At 62.6% G+C, this 18,061-nt stretch carries 21 protein-coding genes and 1 tRNA gene; 6 read left to right on the forward strand and 16 right to left on the reverse strand.

Annotated elements, in window-relative coordinates; genetic code table 11:
* The first annotated feature begins 20 nt into the window (after positions 1–20).
* Entirely contained in the window at positions 21–332 is a 312-nt protein-coding gene (locus U873_RS0102225; protein WP_025126683.1) for a hypothetical protein, read from the forward strand.
* Here U873_RS0102225 and U873_RS0102230 read toward each other — a convergent pair whose 3' ends face one another.
* The gene (locus tag U873_RS0102230; RefSeq protein ID WP_025126684.1) at positions 333–869 is read right to left on the reverse strand and encodes a DinB family protein; all 537 of its coding nucleotides are present in this window, start codon (positions 867–869) and stop codon (positions 333–335) included.
* 306 nt (positions 870–1,175) lie between these two features.
* On the opposite strand from U873_RS0102230, the gene U873_RS0102235 reads away from it, so the two are divergent.
* A complete protein-coding gene (locus U873_RS0102235; RefSeq protein WP_025126685.1) occupies positions 1,176–2,420 on the forward strand; it encodes a YgcG family protein in 1,245 nt (414 codons plus the stop codon).
* A gap of 65 nt (positions 2,421–2,485) precedes the next feature.
* On the opposite strand, the gene U873_RS0102240 is transcribed toward U873_RS0102235, so the two are convergent.
* Complete coding sequence (locus U873_RS0102240; protein ID WP_025126686.1) at positions 2,486–2,689, reverse strand: hypothetical protein; 204 nt, start codon at positions 2,687–2,689, stop codon at positions 2,486–2,488.
* Between the two features lie 383 nt (positions 2,690–3,072).
* On the opposite strand from U873_RS0102240, the gene ykgO reads away from it, so the two are divergent.
* On the forward strand, positions 3,073–3,222 hold the full coding sequence (gene ykgO / locus U873_RS0102245; protein ID WP_020297337.1) for a type B 50S ribosomal protein L36: 150 nt from the start codon (positions 3,073–3,075) through the stop codon (positions 3,220–3,222).
* A gap of 113 nt (positions 3,223–3,335) precedes the next feature.
* Here ykgO and U873_RS0102250 read toward each other — a convergent pair whose 3' ends face one another.
* Positions 3,336–3,509: a hypothetical protein gene (locus U873_RS0102250; protein ID WP_256244253.1), complete on the reverse strand. Its 174-nt coding sequence runs from the start codon at positions 3,507–3,509 to the stop codon at positions 3,336–3,338.
* A 270-nt stretch (positions 3,510–3,779) separates the two neighbouring features.
* Between U873_RS0102250 and U873_RS0102255 the strand changes: the two genes are divergently transcribed.
* Positions 3,780–4,664, forward strand: coding sequence for a LysR family transcriptional regulator (locus U873_RS0102255; protein WP_025126688.1), 885 nt, complete (start codon positions 3,780–3,782; stop codon positions 4,662–4,664).
* A 186-nt stretch (positions 4,665–4,850) separates the two neighbouring features.
* The gene (locus U873_RS0102260) at positions 4,851–5,687 is read left to right on the forward strand and encodes a bifunctional allantoicase/(S)-ureidoglycine aminohydrolase (protein WP_025126689.1); all 837 of its coding nucleotides are present in this window, start codon (positions 4,851–4,853) and stop codon (positions 5,685–5,687) included.
* A gap of 144 nt (positions 5,688–5,831) precedes the next feature.
* Here U873_RS0102260 and U873_RS0102265 read toward each other — a convergent pair whose 3' ends face one another.
* From U873_RS0102265 to U873_RS0102285, 5 genes are all read right to left on the reverse strand, one after another.
* Positions 5,832–6,677: a hypothetical protein gene (locus U873_RS0102265; protein ID WP_157838053.1), complete on the reverse strand. Its 846-nt coding sequence runs from the start codon at positions 6,675–6,677 to the stop codon at positions 5,832–5,834.
* Between the two features lie 272 nt (positions 6,678–6,949).
* Positions 6,950–7,633, reverse strand: coding sequence for an SOS response-associated peptidase family protein (locus tag U873_RS0102270; protein ID WP_025126691.1), 684 nt, complete (start codon positions 7,631–7,633; stop codon positions 6,950–6,952).
* Between the two features lie 67 nt (positions 7,634–7,700).
* Positions 7,701–9,575, reverse strand: coding sequence for a D-arabinono-1,4-lactone oxidase (locus U873_RS0102275; RefSeq protein ID WP_043274474.1), 1,875 nt, complete (start codon positions 9,573–9,575; stop codon positions 7,701–7,703).
* A 111-nt stretch (positions 9,576–9,686) separates the two neighbouring features.
* Positions 9,687–10,013 (reverse strand): hypothetical protein, encoded by a 327-nt coding sequence (locus U873_RS0102280; protein WP_015636211.1) that lies wholly within the window; start codon positions 10,011–10,013, stop codon positions 9,687–9,689.
* Between the two features lie 1,381 nt (positions 10,014–11,394).
* Positions 11,395–11,482: transfer RNA gene (locus U873_RS0102285), tRNA-Ser, on the reverse strand.
* Positions 11,483–11,605: 123 nt separating this feature from the next.
* Here U873_RS0102285 and U873_RS0102290 point away from each other — a divergent pair.
* Positions 11,606–12,277, forward strand: a complete 672-nt coding sequence (locus tag U873_RS0102290) for a Bax inhibitor-1/YccA family protein (RefSeq protein ID WP_025126693.1) — start codon at positions 11,606–11,608, stop codon at positions 12,275–12,277.
* Positions 12,278–12,357: 80 nt separating this feature from the next.
* Here the strand turns inward: U873_RS0102290 and gspM are convergent, their stop codons facing one another.
* The 8 genes from gspM to gspF are packed head-to-tail and all read right to left on the reverse strand — an operon-like array spanning position 12,358 to position 18,060.
* Positions 12,358–12,861 carry a type II secretion system protein GspM gene (gene gspM, locus U873_RS0102295; RefSeq protein WP_081818597.1) on the reverse strand — a complete coding sequence of 168 codons (504 nt, stop codon included), beginning with the start codon at positions 12,859–12,861 and terminating at the stop codon, positions 12,358–12,360.
* 3 nt (positions 12,862–12,864) lie between these two features.
* Positions 12,865–14,004 (reverse strand): type II secretion system protein GspL, encoded by a 1,140-nt coding sequence (gene gspL / locus U873_RS0102300; RefSeq protein ID WP_025126695.1) that lies wholly within the window; start codon positions 14,002–14,004, stop codon positions 12,865–12,867.
* 6 nt (positions 14,005–14,010) lie between these two features.
* Positions 14,011–14,898 (reverse strand): type II secretion system minor pseudopilin GspK, encoded by an 888-nt coding sequence (gene gspK / locus U873_RS0102305; RefSeq protein WP_025126696.1) that lies wholly within the window; start codon positions 14,896–14,898, stop codon positions 14,011–14,013.
* Positions 14,891–15,526, reverse strand: coding sequence for a type II secretion system minor pseudopilin GspJ (gene gspJ, locus U873_RS0102310; RefSeq protein ID WP_025126697.1), 636 nt, complete (start codon positions 15,524–15,526; stop codon positions 14,891–14,893). Before gspJ ends, gspK begins: the two co-directional genes overlap by 8 nt.
* A complete protein-coding gene (gspI, locus tag U873_RS0102315) occupies positions 15,523–15,918 on the reverse strand; it encodes a type II secretion system minor pseudopilin GspI (RefSeq protein WP_025126698.1) in 396 nt (131 codons plus the stop codon). The genes gspJ and gspI overlap by 4 nt, the downstream gene beginning before the upstream one ends.
* Positions 15,893–16,387 (reverse strand): type II secretion system minor pseudopilin GspH, encoded by a 495-nt coding sequence (gene gspH / locus U873_RS0102320; RefSeq protein WP_025126699.1) that lies wholly within the window; start codon positions 16,385–16,387, stop codon positions 15,893–15,895. Before gspH ends, gspI begins: the two co-directional genes overlap by 26 nt.
* Positions 16,388–16,390: 3 nt before the next feature.
* Positions 16,391–16,825, reverse strand: a complete 435-nt coding sequence (gene gspG, locus U873_RS0102325) for a type II secretion system major pseudopilin GspG (protein ID WP_025126700.1) — start codon at positions 16,823–16,825, stop codon at positions 16,391–16,393.
* A gap of 17 nt (positions 16,826–16,842) precedes the next feature.
* A complete protein-coding gene (gene gspF, locus U873_RS0102330; protein ID WP_025126701.1) occupies positions 16,843–18,060 on the reverse strand; it encodes a type II secretion system inner membrane protein GspF in 1,218 nt (405 codons plus the stop codon).
* Between the last annotated feature and the right edge of the window lies 1 nt (position 18,061).

Genomic DNA, 18,061 nt, shown 5'->3' on the forward strand with positions numbered 1-18,061 from the left:
CGCAGTGCCGGGAGGGGGCGATGAAGGAGGAGCGCAGCGTCGCACGGCTGTTCGCCGAGGAGCCGCTGTCCTGGGGGCTGCGGGGTGACCCCTATCTGTGGCGAGCCATGGCCACGCATCTGGCCCACAGGCCCTGGCCGGCCACGGCGCAGCAGTTGGAAGCGCTGATCGTCCAGGCCTTCGAGCAACTGACCGGCAGGGCCTGGAGCGCGGCAGGGCATTTCTTCGTCGAGGCCTTTGCCCATGGCGGCATGTCCAGCGGCGGGATTTCCATGGGCTTCTGGCACGAGCGCGGCCTGCCCCTGTTGCGCGCCCGTTGGGCTCAAGCCTGATCAGATTGCGCTGGGTATCAGCATAAGCAGGTCGGTATCGCCGACATCCACCCCGGCCTGGGTCAGCAGGGTGCTGGCCTGGCCGCGGTGGTGGGTCTGGTGGTTGAAGAAATGCACCAGCAGGCTATAGAAATCGCGCTCGGCGACCACGCCGCGGGTGTTGGCGTAATGCAGGCTGCTGTCCAGGTCGATGTCGTTCAGGGACTGGCTGAAATCGAGAATCAACTGGTCCAGCCACTGACGCTGCTGCCAGAGCCCGCCCAGGTTAGGGAACAGCAGGCTCTTGAGGTCCCGTGGCAGGGCCACCTGCTGCAGCGGCGCCAGGGCCGCAAACTGCGCCGGGTGCTGGGCAAACCGCTTGAGCCAGATGGTGTCGCCGGCCAGCAAATGATTGAGGGTGCCGAGGATCGAGCCGAAAAAGGCCTGCCGGTCCAGAGCCAGTTGCGCATCGGACAGGCCCATGGCGGCGCTGTACAGCTTGCTGTTCATCCACTGGTTGTAGCGGGCCATCAGGCACAGGTGCTCGGTGCGGTTCATTGCCGTTCCTTGTCATGTCGGGGGCTCGATCAGGCGAGTGCAAGCTTGGCAAGCCTGGGGGCTGGCGTGCAAGGAGCGTGTTGCGCCGGAACAGCGGCAGGCACTTCCACAATCCTCGGCGTGAGCCGCCTGGCGTGAGGCCTGGCGTGAGGCCTGCCGTGCTGCGCCGGCAGCCTGGCGGGAACCGGGCTGGGCGGATGGGCGGCCCGGTGTTTTTGTATTGACTGTTGACTGCGGCACCTGGGGCCTGGCACCGGCGGTGGTAAAGTTCGCCCCTTCAGGACGAGCGATACGGGTAGCGGGCGGATGATCAAGCGAATGTGGCAACAAGGGCGCGGCCTGTGGCTGGCGCTGTTCCTGGGGCTACTGTTGCCGGCGCAGGTGTTCGCCGACCCTGCGCCGCCAGGGCTGGTGAAGGTCGCCCTGGATCGTCGGGTCATCGACCTGAGCGGTACCCTCGATGCCGTTACCCAGGAACGGCTGGAACACAAGCTTGCGGCCCTGGAGCAGCGGCGCGGCACGCAGATGGCCGTGATGCTGGTGCCCAACCTGGGCCAGCAGAGCATCGAGGCCCTGAGCAACCAGCTGTTTCGCGCATGGAAGCTGGGGCGCAAGGGGGTTGATGACGGCATCCTGCTGCTGGTGGCAAAGAATGACCACCAGGTGCGGATCGAGGTCGGCTATGGCCTGGAAGGGCAGGTCACCGACCTGCTGGCCGGGCAGATCATCGCCCGGGACCTGACCCCGGCCTTTCGCCAGGGCGACTTTGCCGGCGGAATCGACCGCGCCCTGGATGATCTGATCCTGTTGATTGACGGTGGAACCTTGCCGCAACCGGCGGCATCTTCGGCTGCGGCGCCGCTATCGGTGCCGCCGGAGGCCTATGCCCTGTTGCTGGCGTTTGTCTTCGGCTCGGTGGCCGGAGTGATGCTGGCCGCTGGCTGGCGGTGGCGCCGAGTCCTGGCCGGGCTGTTGCTGGCTGCGATATTGCTGGTGGCCGGCGTGGGTGGGCGCGAGTGGCTGGTGCAATCATTGGTGGTGCCGCTGTGCATGCTGGTGGGAGGGGCGACCTTTGCCGGCCTCTGGCAGGCGCGCCGGGTGTTTTACGGCGTGCTGGGCCTGCTGCTGTACATCGCCCTGCTGACCCTGATCAGCCGCTACCAGGGCAGCGCGACCTTTCTTTACGGCCTGGCTGCGCCGGCCAGCGTGCTGCTGGTGCTGGGCGCTCATTGGCTGTTGTTCCGAATGATGCGCAACACCTGGAGAAAGAGTTCCTGGGGGTTCCTGTGGCGGCTGGGCGTGCTGCTGGTGCTGCTTCTGCTGTTGGGCTCGGCAGTGGGCGCCTGGAGTGATGGGCTGCGCTGGCTGACGGTTTTGCCCTTCACTTATTTTCTCGCCCTGCTGCTGTTTGCCGGCAGCAGTGGCTTTCGCTGGAGCAGCGGGGGTGGCAGCAGCGGCAGCAGTGATTCGCGCTCCAGTTCCAGTTCAGGCAGTGGTTTTTCCGGGGGCGGCGGATCCAGCGGAGGGGGCGGTGCTTCGGGCAGTTGGTGAGCTGTTTGCCTGTTGGCATTCGGCGGCCCGACTGCTGCACAGCCGTGACCGCCGGTGCTGGTGGATCAGACCACTTCGTCGATCAATGAGGTTTTTGTCGGTGTGGCTGCCACTGGGGGCTGTGCCTTGAGCTGGTCCCGGAGTTTTTCCAGGGCGTCTTTCTGCTCTTGGGTGAGGGGCGGCGGTGGCGTATCAGAGACGGGAAGGGTGATGGGAGGGTGGTTGCCGCCGCTGGTCAGTGGGGGCAAGGGGCGATTGTTGATTTCCATGTCACTGCATCCTTGAGTGGGGGTGGAATTAACTGTAACGGCTGTTTTTCCCCTGGCTTTAGCGTGACGGATGGCCTGAATGGCCTGGGTGAGTCTCCCCAGGGCTGGGCCGTGCCAGGCGATTGCCGCGCCAGCGCGTTTTCCGGATTCACCGGTCGCCGAAGCCCCGGTGGTCGTGCGCCAGCCCATGAGGCGCGGTTCTTCCGCTGGGCTTCTGAGGTGTTGTTGTTCGCGTTGGCTTCCCGTCGGTGTTCGCGGTGCAGGAAGAAGGGCAAGCCGGACAACGCATCAGGCGGGCTGCGCAATCTTCAGTTGATAATTATTCTTATCTGGGAATAAGATATGTTATTACATTGTCGATCACCCTCCAGGAGTAGTGCCCCATGAAAGTCCTGTCATCCCTCAAGGAAGCCAAGAACCGTCACCGTGACTGCCAGATCGTCAAACGGCGCGGGCGGATTTACGTGATCTGCAAGTCCAATCCACGCTTCAAGGCGCGCCAGGGCGGGGCGAAAAACAAGAACAAGGGATGAGCCGATGGTCACCGGCAGGTGCTGGCCTGAGCGCTTCAGCGAGGCGCGATTTGCAGGCCCAGGCGCAAGCGCCTGATCGCCGAGGATCAGGCGCTGCCAGCAACACACGCGGGTCAATCGTGCAGCAGGCTGTCGCCGTACTGGTTGAAGCTGTTGCTCAGGGAGTTGCCGCCATTGACGTTGAGCTTGGTCATGCCGCCGCCAAGGCGGCAGTTGTCCGAGTAGCAGGAGTGAGTCGTGGGTGGGGTTCCCGAGCAGGCGCTCAGTAGCAGGGCGGTGCTTATCAAGAAAACTCTGATGCAATGCAACTTCATGTTCAGCAGCTCCAGACCTGGGCCCAGGATCGAGGAAAGTGGAGCCTCATCCTACTCCGTCACATCTTGATACACATCACCCATCTGCGGGCCGTGGAAACTTTTCTCTCGAGCTTCGGGGGCTGTTCGAAATCACTGTCAGTGAGGAGAGGCGAGCCGAAGCAGCGGTTGTCGAGCGGCAGTTTGTCAGCAGGGGCAAGAACCGGTAGAACGCTCAGGTGCATTCAGAAAACAGATAGCCCCATGAGTGATATTGAGAAACCCAATGGTCGCCTGTTCGACCTCGACCTGTTGCGGGCCATCGTCACCGTGGCCGACTGCGGCAGCTTCACCACCGCTGCAAGCCGCCTGCATTCCACCCAGTCCACCATCAGCCAGAAGATTCGCCGTCTCGAGGACATGGCCGGGCACCGCCTGCTGGAGCGTGGCAACCGCGATGTATTGCCCACCGATGCCGGCGAGACGCTATTGGGGTATGCACGGCGCCTGTTGGCGTTGCATGACGAAATGGCTGAGGCGCTGTCCGGTGCCACGGTGGTGCTGACGGTGCGCATCGGCGTTCCCGATGACTTTGCAGCCGGACGTACCACCGAGCAACTGGCGGCCTTCAACCGGCGCTATCCCCAGGTCAAGCTGGAAGTCACCAGCGGCCTGAGCCGTGACCTGAGTGCCAGCTACGACCGAGGCGAACTCGACCTGGTATTGCTCAAACAACGCCAGAACAGCCGTGAGGCGCTGGTCTGCTGGCCAGAAAGGACCTGCTGGGTGGACAGCGCCAGGAACCCCTGCATCAATCTTGACCCGTTGCCCATCGTCACCTTTCCGCCACGGGGGGTGTACCGTGACGAAATGATCAGTGCCCTGGAGTCCGTTGGCCGGCGCTGGCACATCAGTTTCACCAGTTCCAGCCTCACCAGCCTGCAATCGGCAATCGCCGACGGCATGGGCATCGGCCTGTTGCCGCTGCGGGCGGTGACCGCGGAGCATCGGGTGTTGCCCAAGAACACCGTGCTGCCGTCGGTGGATGCCTTTGAGGTGGCCTTGCTGCATCGCCCCGTGGCGGACCCGATGGTCAAGGCCCTGGCGCGGGTGCTGTCCCAGGTCCTGGCCCAGGAGACCGCTGGCTGAGAGGTATCTCGCATTCAATAAATGAATAATACGGATTCCAACATTTAATTTGTGCATGCAGGCGCGGCTGGATATCGTGGTCGCCAGTAGCGGTTCGCGCCTTGCCCGGGCGCCTCGACCTGCAGCTTTGTTTACCCCGGCGCCGCTCGTACGCCGGGCAGCAAAACAACAATGAGGAGAGTCTCCATGTCCAAAACCACCTATTACGCGCCCCACGGCGGCCACCCGGCGCAGACCGAGTTGCTGACCGACCGCGCGATGTTCACCGAAGCCTACGCGGTGATTCCCAAGGGCGTGATGCGTGACATCGTCACCAGCCACTTGCCGCACTGGGACAACATGCGCATGTGGGTCCTGGCCCGGCCGCTGTCCGGCTTTGCCGAAACCTTCTCCCAGTACATCGTCGAAGTCGGCGCCAATGGCGGCAGCGACAAGCCCGAGCAAGATCCGAACGCCGAAGCGGTGCTGTTCGTGGTCGAAGGCGAGATCAACCTGACCCTGCAGGGCCAGGTTCACGTCCTCAAGCCCGGCGGCTATGCCTTTATCCCGCCGGCCGCCGACTGGAAACTGCGCAACACCAGCGGCACCGAGGCGCGTTTCCACTGGATCCGCAAGCACTACCAGAAGGTTGATGGCGTGCCGTACCCGGACGCGTTCGTGACCAACGAGCAGGACATCGAGCCACGGATCATGCCCGATACCGAAGGCCGCTGGAGCACCACGCGCTTCGTCGACATGAGCGACATGCGCCATGACATGCACGTCAACATCGTCAACTTCGAACCCGGTGGCGTGATTCCGTTTGCCGAAACCCACGTCATGGAGCACGGCCTCTACGTGCTGGAAGGCAAGGCGGTGTATCGCCTGAACCAGGACTGGGTCGAGGTCGAGGCTGGCGACTTCATGTGGCTGCGCGCCTTCTGCCCGCAGGCCTGCTACTCCGGTGGCCCGGGTCGCTTCCGCTACCTGCTGTACAAGGATGTGAACCGCCAGATGCGCCTGACCCTGAACGCGGCGCACTGAGCCTGGCGGCGGGCCGGGGAACAAGGTGCTTCCCTGTGCTGCCGAGCGGCTGTGAATGAAACCGGCGATGACTCGCCGGTTTTTTTTCGCCCGTCCCCCGATGCTTGTGGTGCCCAATGCGCCAGTGCTGGTTCGAGCGAGCCTTCAGGGCGGGCTTACCCTGAGGACTGCAGCCCCTGAAAAAGTGCCTGGGGCCAGCTCGCCTTTCTTTGAAAGCTGGGAGGACACATTGAGCAGGAGGTTGTTATCGATAGCGAACAATGCGCCGTGGGCATCCACGGTCTTGTTGTTGATGCTTATCATCGAATAGAGGCTGCGGTCGTCCCTCAGGCGAATGCCATTCACGCCGACATCGACCAGCGAAATATTGATGCTGCTGATGCCTGTGCACTCGACAACCAGTTGAGTGGAGGCGGTGTGCCCATCGACCTTATCGTCGCTCAGGGTTCCGTGGTCGATCGTGCTGTTGCCATGGATTTCACATTTGAGTGGTGGGGGAATGACTCGGGCGCAGGGCCCTACAGGCCCAATGGCTCCGCCGAGATTGGGGCCGGTAAAAGATCTGGCGAAGCTGATACAGATGGGGTTTGTGAGCGGAGGATTTATATTTTTTGGGACCAGTATCGACCCCTTGAATGGGGTGGAAAAGCCTTTGCTGTTCATTTGGTTATAAAGTTGGCCCATGGTCCTGGAGGTCGTTGGCATGTAATACCAAGAATATAAGCTTGAGACCATGTAGGAGCTGCTTCCAGGTGATCTCAATCCATAAATATGTAAGCTGCAATTATTTATGTCAGGGGATTGATAGCGGCACCAACTTTCACCTGAGCTGAAACTGTTCCAGTCATCGACGGTAAAGAAGTAACGAATACCTGCCGGCTCATATTCGCTGCCGGTCGCTGTAATAGTAACGGCTTGTGCAGTGAGGCAATACATATAGATCGATGCAATAAATGCAAGGGCACTTGAGGGGGAAGTTGTGCGGTTCATCGTGGCTGGCCTTGCTGCTGGTAGGAACTGACTTTGTGTCGCGGATTCGAAGGCTGGGGTGAGGAGAACATTGCACTTGATGTGGTTTTGTTGAGGTATTAAGTGTCTGGTTTCTGCTGAAAATATTACATTGACATTAACTTTCAGTCTTTGAGGAGCGGCCGAGCAGCTTGTCAGAAAATTCCCAAGCCGGAGCCCGCGAACCAATGGCGGCCGCTCGCTGTACTGAAGGTGTAGAGGAGGGCGGGGCGGCGGCAGTGGACGCTGACCGCTCAGGCCTCCAGGGGGGCAATCAGCCCGGGATCTTGGTTCTTCACGTTGCCCACTGCGGGACTCACCCTGAACCACTGGAAACGCTCGACTGACTCACCCAGGGACAAGGCCATCTGCTCGGCCTGCTGTTTCGAGGTGCTCAGGTCTAGCCATTGCCGGGCGAGCCGGGGTTCCAGGACGACCGGTCGCCGGTCGTGAATGTCCACCATGCCGCCGGTGCTGGCGGCAGTGATGAGCACAAAGCCGTCGTGCTCGCCGCGGCCCTGGTCCGGGTCGGGCAGCTGTGCAATGGATGCGCAGAGGATGGGCGAACCGTCGCGGTGCTTGATCAGATAGGGTTGCTTCTTCGGGCCACCTTCGTCGACCCATTCGAACCAGCTGTCGATGGGGCAGATGGCCCGGTGTGGCCAGATCTGCCGGAAGAACGGGCCGTGGGCCACGTTCTCGGCCCTGGCATTGATCGGTGGGGCTCGATCCTTGGCCCAGTGCGGCTTCCAGCCCCAACGCACCGGGTCGGCGTAAAGCCTGCCAGCGGTGACATGGAACAGGGCAAGTTGCATGCTCGGTGCGCCGTTGTAGTGTCCCAGGGGCTGCTCGCCCAGGTTGTTGACCAGGGCCCCGGGCATGCTCAAGGCCGCCACGAAATCATGAATGCCACGGTACTGGGAAAGGCGCCCGCACATGGTCATGTCCTCAATGCCTGCTTCAACTGTAGATCAGGCACCGGACGCTTTCCTTGGCGGGGCTGCTCTACTGGGGCGTGTCGCCCAACAGCGCCGCTACGAAACGGTTGTGGAACACACCCTGTGGATCGCAGCTTCTGCGGTAGGAATCGAAGGCCTTGATTCTGGCACCGCGCCGCGTCGCCAGATCCTTGAGGAACGCCGGGTTGAACGGTGGCGAAAATGTTCCAGCGGGGCGATTCGGGTCGTAGAAACCGAACATCTTGCCGGTGTGCGGCATTCCTCCCAGGGCCACCCAGGCGCGCTCGATGTCGGCGAAGAAGTGCAGCAGGAGCTGGGGGTATTCAGCCCCCGCGACGGCCGGTACGTAACCGATAAGGTCCAGATTGACGAAGGTCGCGTTGGGGGTTTCGGTGTAGGTTCCGGCCAGTGCGCTGTCGCCACCACGGACGAAGCGGAACTCCATCGGGGCAACCAGCAGGAAGTCGCTGGAACGCTTGAGGCGCTCCATGACCGCGTCAAGACCCTGCCAGGCCTTGCCCAGCCCTGAATCATCGAGTGCCGGGAGTTCGATGAAATAAGACATGAAGATCACCCGCGACGCCCGGGTCAGCCACAAGTCGGAGTAGACAGCCGCAGCCTGATCGAAGAGGGTTTCTATGGTGAGGTAGCCCGCATCGATGATCGCGTTGGCCGCCTTTTTGTTTCCAAGATACTGCGCCGCAATCAGGGGCGGTTCGAGGATCGGCTCCATCGGTATCAAATAGGGCGCGCCGAAGATGTTTTCTTGCGCCAGGGCACAGGCATCGGGAACGCTTGCCTGCAGGTTCGGAATCTTCGTCGCTGGGGACGAAACCAGGTCCCACCACAGGATGAGGAAGTTGTGGGTGTACGGATTGACGAAGGACTCAACGCGGTCATGGCTGGCGAGCAGGGTCTTGAATTGAGCAATGAACGCCTGCTGATCGTTACAGGTGATGTTGCCCTCCTTGCCCGATTTCAAGGTCGTGGCCCAGGGGCGTGGCATCACCTCCACGGTGACCGAGGTTACGATTCCCAGGGCCCCCAGAGAGACGCGGGCGAACTGCAGGGGCGACCAGCCATCCACCGCCGGGGTTTGTGTGTCGAGGGTCCTTACCTGGCCATCCGGGCCCATGATGCTGAACGCCGAGACCGTTTCCGCGAAGATCGGCGCGTTGATGGTGGCACCGTGCACGTCCACCGCGGTCATCCCGCCAAGGCTGAAAAAACCGCCGGCGGTCACGGTCTTGAGCATCATGTCGTGGCCCGTCAGAAACGCATCCAGCGCATCCTCGCGCACACCGGTGTTCACCGTGACCCTGGTTTCGGAGGGGTGCAGGACGATGGACTGATTGCCCTCGGGCCCCAGGTCCTTGTAGCAGGAGAGGTCGATCAGCCAGCGCGCCGGGTTCGGCGCGAGGCGATTGTCTTCGGCCACCAGGGCCGGCTGCGCGTGCCGCTGGCCGGAAACGCGGACAGTCGCGCCAGCCAGTACGGCTTGGCTGACGATGGCCTGGAGTTCAACCAGGTTCGTCGGCGAGAAGTAATATTCCCCATCGATCGACATTGTATGAACGATGTTCTGTGCCCAGTTCCTCCACGGCAGAGGCTGGACCTTGAAGTCCAGGGTCGTTCCTGTCACTTCGTAAGCTGCCAGCCTGCCGTTATCTGCCGACTGCACCAGGGGCGTCCCTCGATTGCTTGTTCCAAGCACTGCACAAACATAAGGGGCCACCCCGATCGCATCGGCTGGAACTCTGAGCGACGAAAGTGCCGGGCTTACCTTGTACAGGCCGTTGTTGAAGTTGCCGCTGTTCCAGGCCGAGGTATGCCAGCTTCCCTTCGAATCAAACCACTGAATCGAAAAGTTCATGATGAAGATGCCATTGTTGAGGCAGCCAATGCGCTCGACTTTTCTCATGGTGATGTCCAGTTGGGGGATGGCGGCATGAAACATGCGGTCGATGAAATGCGCTGGCGCCAACTCTCCATGGAGCATTGGCGCCAGGCATCATCGGGACAAGGTTGCGGTCTACTCGATCAAGTTGATTGCAAAGCCAATGAACGTGGTACCGACAGCGTCATAGGTGGCGATCTGACCGTTAGCTGCGAACGCGACAAACGGCGTTCCCTGACCGGAAGTCCCGGCCACTGCGTGTCCATAGACCGTGACCGCCAGCGCATTGGCCGGAACCCCAATGGTGTTCAGGTCGGGAGTTGTCCGCGAGGTCGCCACGGGATAGTTGCCGCTATTCCACTCGGAGGTCACCCACCTGCCGTCGCTGCCCAGCCATTGGACCGAGAAGTTGAATACGTAGCCGCCTTTGTTGTTAACGGTGATTTTCTGGACCGGTCTCATAGTAATCTCCTGTTAGGGTAAAAGTTTTCAATCAAGATAATTCGATATCCACCATTGGCGGGTGGATGCCTTGTTTCTTGTTCGGCAAGTGTTGAACTAGGGATATATCAAGCAATTATTCTTGTCTGCTTTCCTTAGTGCTGTTGAATGGCATGTGGGTTGTGTGGCATGCCAATCGATGTTGCTTGATGCTGGGTCTGTTTTCGTGGGTTGGGGTGAAGCTTGTTGAAACAATTGCAACAGCTGTCGCGGGCCAAATATCACTGCAGCAACGAGCGTTGTTGCCGATAGGGTGATTCACCTTTATGTAAAGGTTGAATGGCGGTTGCTGCGCTTTGGCTACTTACACTGTAGCAAGCATATTTTTAATGTGGATGCAGTTTTGAATTGGGTTTAATAGTTGTCCCTATTAAACGGGGCATTCGGGAGTACGATAAAAACAGGGTGTTTTTAGCAATCAAGCTGTTGATGGTTATAGAGGGTGGGCCTCTCTACTGCTAAACGTCTTGCGGGGCGTAACTACCTGCGCGGTGATCAATTCGGCATGCACTATCACCGAGCAAAAGGATGGCTGGCGGGGCAGAGCGCGAACCTGCACCCGAAGCAGCGGGCGCGACAGGCTTGCAGCGCGTCAGTGCGCCGTTGCACGGCTGATGCAGATGCACCACCTGCAGATAGGGACAGCAAACGCGGCATCCAGGGTGGATGCGGGCGCGAGATCCGGGGCGCTGATTAGCGGCACAAAGGGGAAAAATCCGGGCTCACTTGAGCCGGGGCCGGGTCCGTGCCGCAGGGGATTGGCCGAGGAAAATCGGCCCGCTATTGCGGAGGTGCAGAGCCGCCAATGAATTTTTCAGTACCAGGCTGATGGGCACCGTATTCGACGACATACCACCCACCAAGACGTCTAGCCTGCGCTTCGGCGGTAGGTTTATCGGCGTGGATAGCGACGAATTGCCATGATCCGGGAGCGTCCCTCATCACTGCCCAGCCGAGTACCCAGCCGTTGTTGTCTGGGTCAGCGGGAAGGTTTTTCCTGAGGCTTCTGATTGACATCACCGCTCCTTGGCTTTGAGAGGGGCAACACATTACTGCTGATACTGGGCAAGGTGGTAGTGGCATTCCATCCACGTTGGATGGGGGAACAGGGAGAGGTGGTGTTCGGTCGCCAGGGCGCCGGAAGGCTGGGCTAGAGCATCATGTGCCACTGAAATAGGACTGCTCTAGTCAATGAAGACATAACGCCACGAGGGCCTGGGTAAAACAGCAGAGTTTCGGACGCGTCCAAAACTGATAGGGCTGATTCGATTGGCAGAGGCTAGGAGCAAAATCCACCAGACACAAAAAAGCCCTGAAAAATCAGGGCTTTCTCGTTGAGATTTGGCGGAGGCGTAGAGATTCGAACTCTAGGACCTGTTACAGTCGGCGGTTTTCAAGACCGCTGCCTTAAACCACTCGGCCACACCTCCAGATCGCGTTGCGGGCGCCATAATACCCGAATGAAACACACTGTCAAACTCTCTGCGTCGCGACTTACAGAGCCTCTGTTATCATCCTTGCCACTAAATGTTTCCCCCAACAGGAGTGTCGCCATGCGCGAACAGGATTACGCAGTTAACAACGGCGTGCAGGCCGAGCAGCTAGAGGTTAGCCGCGTCCTGCGCAACACTTACGGTCTGCTGGCCCTTACCCTCGCGTTCAGCGGTGTGATGGCCTATGTCGCGCAGCAGATGCGCGTCGGCTATCCGAACATCTTCGTGGTGCTGATCGGCTTCTACGGTCTGTTCTTCCTCACCAACAAACTCCGTGACTCGGCCTGGGGCCTGGTGTCGGCTTTCGCCCTGACCGGCTTCATGGGCTTCTTGCTCGGCCCGATCCTCAACCGCTACCTGGGCATGCAGGGCGGCGCCGAAGTGGTCAGTTCGGCCTTCGCCATGACCGCCCTGGTGTTCGGCGGCCTCTCGGCCTACGTGCTGATCACGCGCAAGGACATGAGCTTCCTCGGTGGCTTCATCACCGCCGGCTTCTTTGTCCTGATGGGTGCGGTGCTGGCCAGCTTGTTCTTCCAGATCAGCGGCCTGCAATTGGCGATCAGCGCAGGTTTCGTGCTGTTCTCCTCGGTGTGCATCCTGTTCCAGACCAGTGCCATCATCCACGGCGGCGAGCGCAACTACATCATGGCGACCATCAGCCTGTATGTATCGATCTACAACCTGTTCGTCAGCCTGTTGCAGCTGTTCGGCATCTTGGGTCGTGATGACTGATCACAGGGATTAAACCCCCTGTAAAAAAGCCCGCTTCGGCGGGCTTTTTGTTGCGTGGGTTTCGGCTGATGGCCCGGGATTCAGCGGGTCTGGACCTGCAATCGCGCCGTGGCCACGGCGTCCTGGTTGACCTCGATGGAAAACGACAGCACCTCCACCTGCTTCTGCTCCAGTTGATCGACCCAACCGATCAGGCCGCCCAGCGGTCCTTCCAGGGCCAGGCTCACTCGCCCCGGAGCCTCATGGTCCATGCGCTCCAGGTTCAGGCCTGCCTGGCTGCTGGAACGGGCCAGGAGCCCGGGCAAGGCTTCGATGGAAATCGCCGGCGCCGGGCTGGAGGCGCTGGTGGCGGGCAGTTGCTGAAGTTGCTGGTACAAATGCGTGACCTCGATAAAGCGTTGCTCGGCATCCTTCAAGGCTTGAAGTTGCGGTTGCCAGAGCAGTAGATAGAACGTGGTGACCAGGCCGAACAGGCCAAGGCCCTGCAGGGCCCGTTGTTCGCGTTTGGCCAGGCGCTGCCAGTGCAGCCGGCCAAGGCCCAGCAGGGTGGACAGGGAAGGTCTTTTCAGTGCAGGCGGGGTCATGCCTCACTCCTTGATCTGCAACCGTGCGCTGACCCCGGCGGTGTCGCGTACGGAGGAGTCGGTGCTGGCGTCCAGGCCCTGGGCAATCAGGCCTTCGCGCAGTTGTTGAAGGTCAGCGAAGGCCGGCGCGCTGACTTGCAGGCTCCAGCCTTCACCCGCTTGGTAGTCCAGGCGGTGGACCAGGACCAGGGCGCCGTGGCTGAGGCTCCACTGCTCGGCCAGCCGCGAGAGTTTGTGGGCGCTGCCGGGTTGTTCCTCCACCTCCTGCTGTTGCTTGGCGTGGATCTGCGCCGCCAGGTCGGTGACCGGGCCCTCATCGGCAAAACGTTGCTGCCACAGCGCCAGGCTGCGGGCCTGGAGCTGCTCGCTCTGGTGTTCCAGGTACCAGCGATGGCCAACGTTCTGCAGCAACTGCGCGCCCCCGGCCAGCAGCAGGACCACCAGGGCCAGGCGCCAGGGCGAGGCCTGCCGGGGGCGCCGCTGGAATTCACCCTGGCACAGGTCGATGGCCTGTTGCGAGCCCTGGCTCAGGCAGTCCCAGGGGCGTTCTTCGGCTTGCCAATGGAACGCGTCAGCGCGTTCCAGCGCTGGCGGTTGTGGCCCCTGCCAGATCAGCTCGGCCGGCAGTCTTGGGCCCAGTGCTCCCAACTCGTCCACGGCGAGGGCCAGGCGCAGGGGCGCGCTGCCCCCCAGTAGCCAGCGGCCATCCCAGGCCAGGGCCCGAGGCTGATCCTGGGGCAGGCAGTCGGCGTCGACATGAATGCGCGAGGGGTGCAAGCCCAGCTCCGCCAACTGCCCCAGGCAGTGGCTCAGGCGTTGGCGATTGAGCACCAGGACTGGGCAATGGCGCTTGTCCTTGAGCGGACCGTGGGCCAGGTGCAGGCTCTCCAGTTCATCGATCAGCTGTTCTTCCAGGGCACTGTGCAGCGCCTGGCGCAGCCAGCGGCCGCTGCGCGCCGGCACGCTGACCTGGTGATGGCTGGCCATTTCCATGGGCAGCAGCAGGGTCAGCGGCTGCGGGCCGAGCTCGGCCGCGGCCTGTTGCAGGTCGCCCTGGTGCAACGGGCCACCCGCTTGCCACCAGCAGCAGCGCCAGGGCGCCGCGCCGCTGGCGTGGGGGGAAAGGTAAAGCCACTGGCTCATGTCGGTTCACTCGGTTTTCGATTGATCGGGGGGCGGGCTGGGCAGCAACGTGCGCTGCTGCACCCGGACTTTCTTGGTGTCCATCAGCCGCAGGTCGCTGACCAGGCGCAGCCGTCGCGAGCCCTGTTCGACGTCGATGGTGGCGCGAAACTGCCGGCTGCTGACCCCCAGGCCCTGGGGGCTGATGTCTCGGCCCTGGAGCATCGGGTTGGAGAGAAAGGCGGCCAGGCTGGGGTAGCCCTTGGCCGGGCGCGAGTCGACCAGGGTGCGGGCAGTGGGCAGGTCGATACCTTCGACGCTGGCCAGTACTTCGGCGCGGGTGGTGTTGACGTTGATCGCGCTGTTGTCGAACGCCCCCACCAGCGGTTCGAGCTGGCGCAGCACCTGGCTGTCCACTTCGGGCAGTTGGCGCAACTGGCTGAGGTCGCTCAAGGGCAACGGCACGCCCTCGCGATTGTTCTGGCCGATCAGCCGCGCCGGGTCATGGGCCTTGATGCCTTGCAAGGCCAGCAGGCGCTGGTAGCGGGCCCGCAGGTTGAGGTTGTTGCCCTGGCGCAGGCTGTTGAGGTTGAGCCGGGCGCTGAGGTCTTCCAACTGAATGTGGATGCGCGCGCCATCGAGCTCGAACACCGGCGCCGGTTGCGCCCAGTGCTGCCCCAGATGGGTCACCAGCAGGCCGCCTTCGCTGCGGGCATCCTCCAGCAGTTGCCGGCGGGCCCAGCTCTCACCGCTCAGGGCCAGTTGCCAGAGCTGCTGCTGTTGCACCAGGTTGCTGCTGCTGTGCAGGCTCAGGCGCTGGCGGGCGAGCATGTTGCTCACCACCAGGGTCACCAGCGCGGTGATCAGCAGCACGCTGAGCAGGGCCACGCCCCGTTGCCGGCCGGGGTTAGTCATTGCCGGGCTGCGCCTCTGGTTCAATGCCGCCGGGCAGCAGGATCACCCGGCGCACCTGCGGGTAGCCCGGCGCGTCCAGTTCGATCTCCAGCGCCGCCGGCAGGCTCAGGCTTTCGCTGCCCACTGGCCAGGATTCATGGGCCTGGCCGAGGCCGTCGATCAAGCGCAGGCGGGTCAGTTGCACCCCCGTGAGCAGTTGCTGTTGCTGGCTGCTGGGACCGATGGGGCGCTGCCGGGCGTCCGGGTCGGCCGGGGGCTGGGACAGGGCACGGGTTTCCCGCAGCCAGGTGCCGTCCTGCCAGCGGTGGCTGACTTGCAGCAGGTTGCTGCGTGGATATTCCAGGGGGTTGTTCCAGCCGCCGCGCACCAGGCGGATGCCGTCGGGCTGGCTGATCAGCGCCTGGCTATGGCTGGGGTCGTCCACCAGCGGCTGGCGACGGGCCTGGACCAGGTCGCGTTCGAGCACACTCATGGCCCGCTGCAGCGCCCGCAGTTGCTGTTCATGCAGGCCGATGCGCTGGTCGCTGCGCAGCACCCGGTCGAGCAACTGATAGGTGGCCAGTCCCAGCAGGCTGAAGATGGCGATGGCTATCACCACCTCGAGCAGGGTGAAACCGCGCTGCTTCATGGGCGAGCCTCCAGGTAGCCGAGCAATTGCGCGCGACTGTATTGGCGGGCGCGTTGCAGGTTGGACTCGGCGGAGACCCGTAGCTGGATCTTCAGCAGGCGAGGGTCCGGAGCGCTTTCAATCTCGCTGAACAGCCACCAACTGCGGCCGCCGAATTCGATGCGCTCCTCGGTGCGCCGCAAGTCGGCTTCACGCATTCCGGCCCGCAGTTCATTCATCCGGTTGTCGGCGATCCACAGTGCCTGGGTGCGCTCGGCGAGGTTGGCGCTGTTCAGCGCGATATGCTGCACCGCGCTGAACAGGGCGATGGACAAGGTGGCGAAGATCGCCAGGGCGACCATCACTTCCAGCAGGGTGAAGCCCTGATCAGTCCTGGGTTTCAAGTTGCGCATCCTGTATGCCGTCGCTGGAAAGGCTCAGCAGTGCCTGCTGGCGGTAGTCGATCCACAGGGTGTAGGCGCTGGTTTCATCACTGGAGAGCAGCAGCAACTGCGGCAGGCCGTTGCTGTTGCCGCTGGCGCCCAGGGCCGGGCCAGCCTCGGGGACTTCCAGGCGCAGGCGCAGCGTCTCGGGCAAGCGGTGAGTGCGAAAATCCCTGGCCGCGACCCAGCGGCCCCGGTCATCCAGACGCAGCACCTCGTAGCCGTCAGGCTCGATGCGCAGGCCAAAGTCCTGGTAGCCGAGCACGGCTTCCTGGCGCAGCAACTGCAACAGGCCCAGCAGGCGCTGGGCTTCCTGGCGCGCCTGGCGCGGGCCGGAGTCGGGGTTGACCAGGCCCACCAGGCCGGCCGTCAGGGCGATCAGCAAGATCACCACCAACAGCTCCAGCAGAGTGAAGCCCCGGGCCTGGCGTCGTTGCACCGCTTAGCGGTCCCAGTTGCCGATCTCGGCGTTCAGGCCTTCGCCGCCGGGCTTGCCGTCGGCACCGAAGGAAAACAGGTCGTAGGCGCCCCCCCGGGAACCCGGCGCGCGGAACTGGTAGCCGTTGCCCCAGGGGTCGATCGGCAGGCGCTTGAGGTAGCCGTCGGGGTTCCAGTTGCGCGCCGGCGGGTTGCCGCTGGGCTTGCTCACCAGGGCCTGCAGGCCTTGCTGGCTGCTGGGGTATTGGTGGTTGTCGAGCTTGTAGATGTCCAGGGCCATGGCGATCGCCTTGATGTCGCTTTGCGCGGCGGAGGCCTTGGCCTGGTCGGGGCGGCTCATGATCTGCGGCACCACCAGGGCGGCGAGGACGCCGAGGATGACCACCACCACCATGATTTCGATCAGGGTAAAACCGCGTTGTTTGTTCGCTGTGTGCACGTCGGGGGATTCCACATTCAAGTAATCAATTGGTTCAGGCTGAGGATCGGCATGAGGATCGCCAGCACGATGACCAGCACGGACGCACCCATGAACACCAGCATCGCCGGCTCGAACAGGCCCACCAGCAAGGCGATGCGGTTGGCCAGTTGTTCTTCCTGCTGCCTGGAGGCGCGTTCGAGCATGCTGTCCAGCTCGCCGGAGCGTTCACCGCTGGCGATCATGTACAGCATCATCGGAGGGAAACTGCCGTTGAGCTCAAGTGCCCGGGTCAGGCTGATACCTTCGCGCACGCCACGGACGATGTCTTTCAGACCGGTACGAATTTTCTGGTTGGCCACCACTTCGCTGGCAATGCCCAGGGCATCCAGCAGCGGCACGCCGCTGCGCCCGAGAATCGCCAGGGTGCTGACGAAGCGCGTGCAGTTGCTGGCCCGTACCAGCCCGCCGATCAATGGCAGGCGCAGCACCAGGGCGTGCCAGCGCTCGCGGTTGACCGGTTGGCGCAAGGCCGCCCGTGACCCCGCTACAGCGATGCCGATCAGGATCAGCAACGCCAGGCCGTAGTCGCGCAGCACGCCGCTGCTGGCGATCAGGCCCCGGGTCAGCAGGGGCAGTTCCTGGCCGCTGTCGATGAACACCTTGATCACATCCGGCACCACGAACCCCAGGAGAAAACCGACGATGCTGATGGCCGCCACCATGAGGATGCTTGGGTAGAGCATGGCCAGCTGGATCTGCTGGCGCGCCGCCTGGCTGGCCTCGGTGTAGTCGGCGAGGTTCATCAACACCTGGTCCAGGTGCCCGGAACGCTCGCCGGCGGCCACCGTGGCCCGGTACAGATCGGGAAAGGCCCGAGGGTAGCCGCCCAGGGCCACCGCCAGGCTGTAGCCTTCCAGGACCCGGGCCCGGATCGCCAGCAGCATGCTTTTCAGGCGCTGCTTGGCGCACTGGGCGGCCACCGCCGCGAGCACTTCCTCCAGGGGCAGCGAGGCCTGCACCAGGGTCGCCAGCTGGCGGGTCATCAAGGCCAGCTCGGCACTGCTCAGGCTGCCGCCGAAGGTCTGGCTGGCCCCTGCGCCAGGCTTGCGCTTGCCGTGGCTGGCGCTGACCTTCAGGGCGATCAACTGGCGTTCGCGCAACAGTTGCCGGGCCTGGCGCGGGCTGTCGGCTTCCAGCACGCCGCTGGTTTTTTTCCCGGCGGCGCACATGGCCAGGTATTCGTAGGCGGCCATG

It is taken from the genome of Pseudomonas sp. PH1b (assembly GCF_000633395.1).
GTDB lineage: Bacteria > Pseudomonadota > Gammaproteobacteria > Pseudomonadales > Pseudomonadaceae > Aquipseudomonas.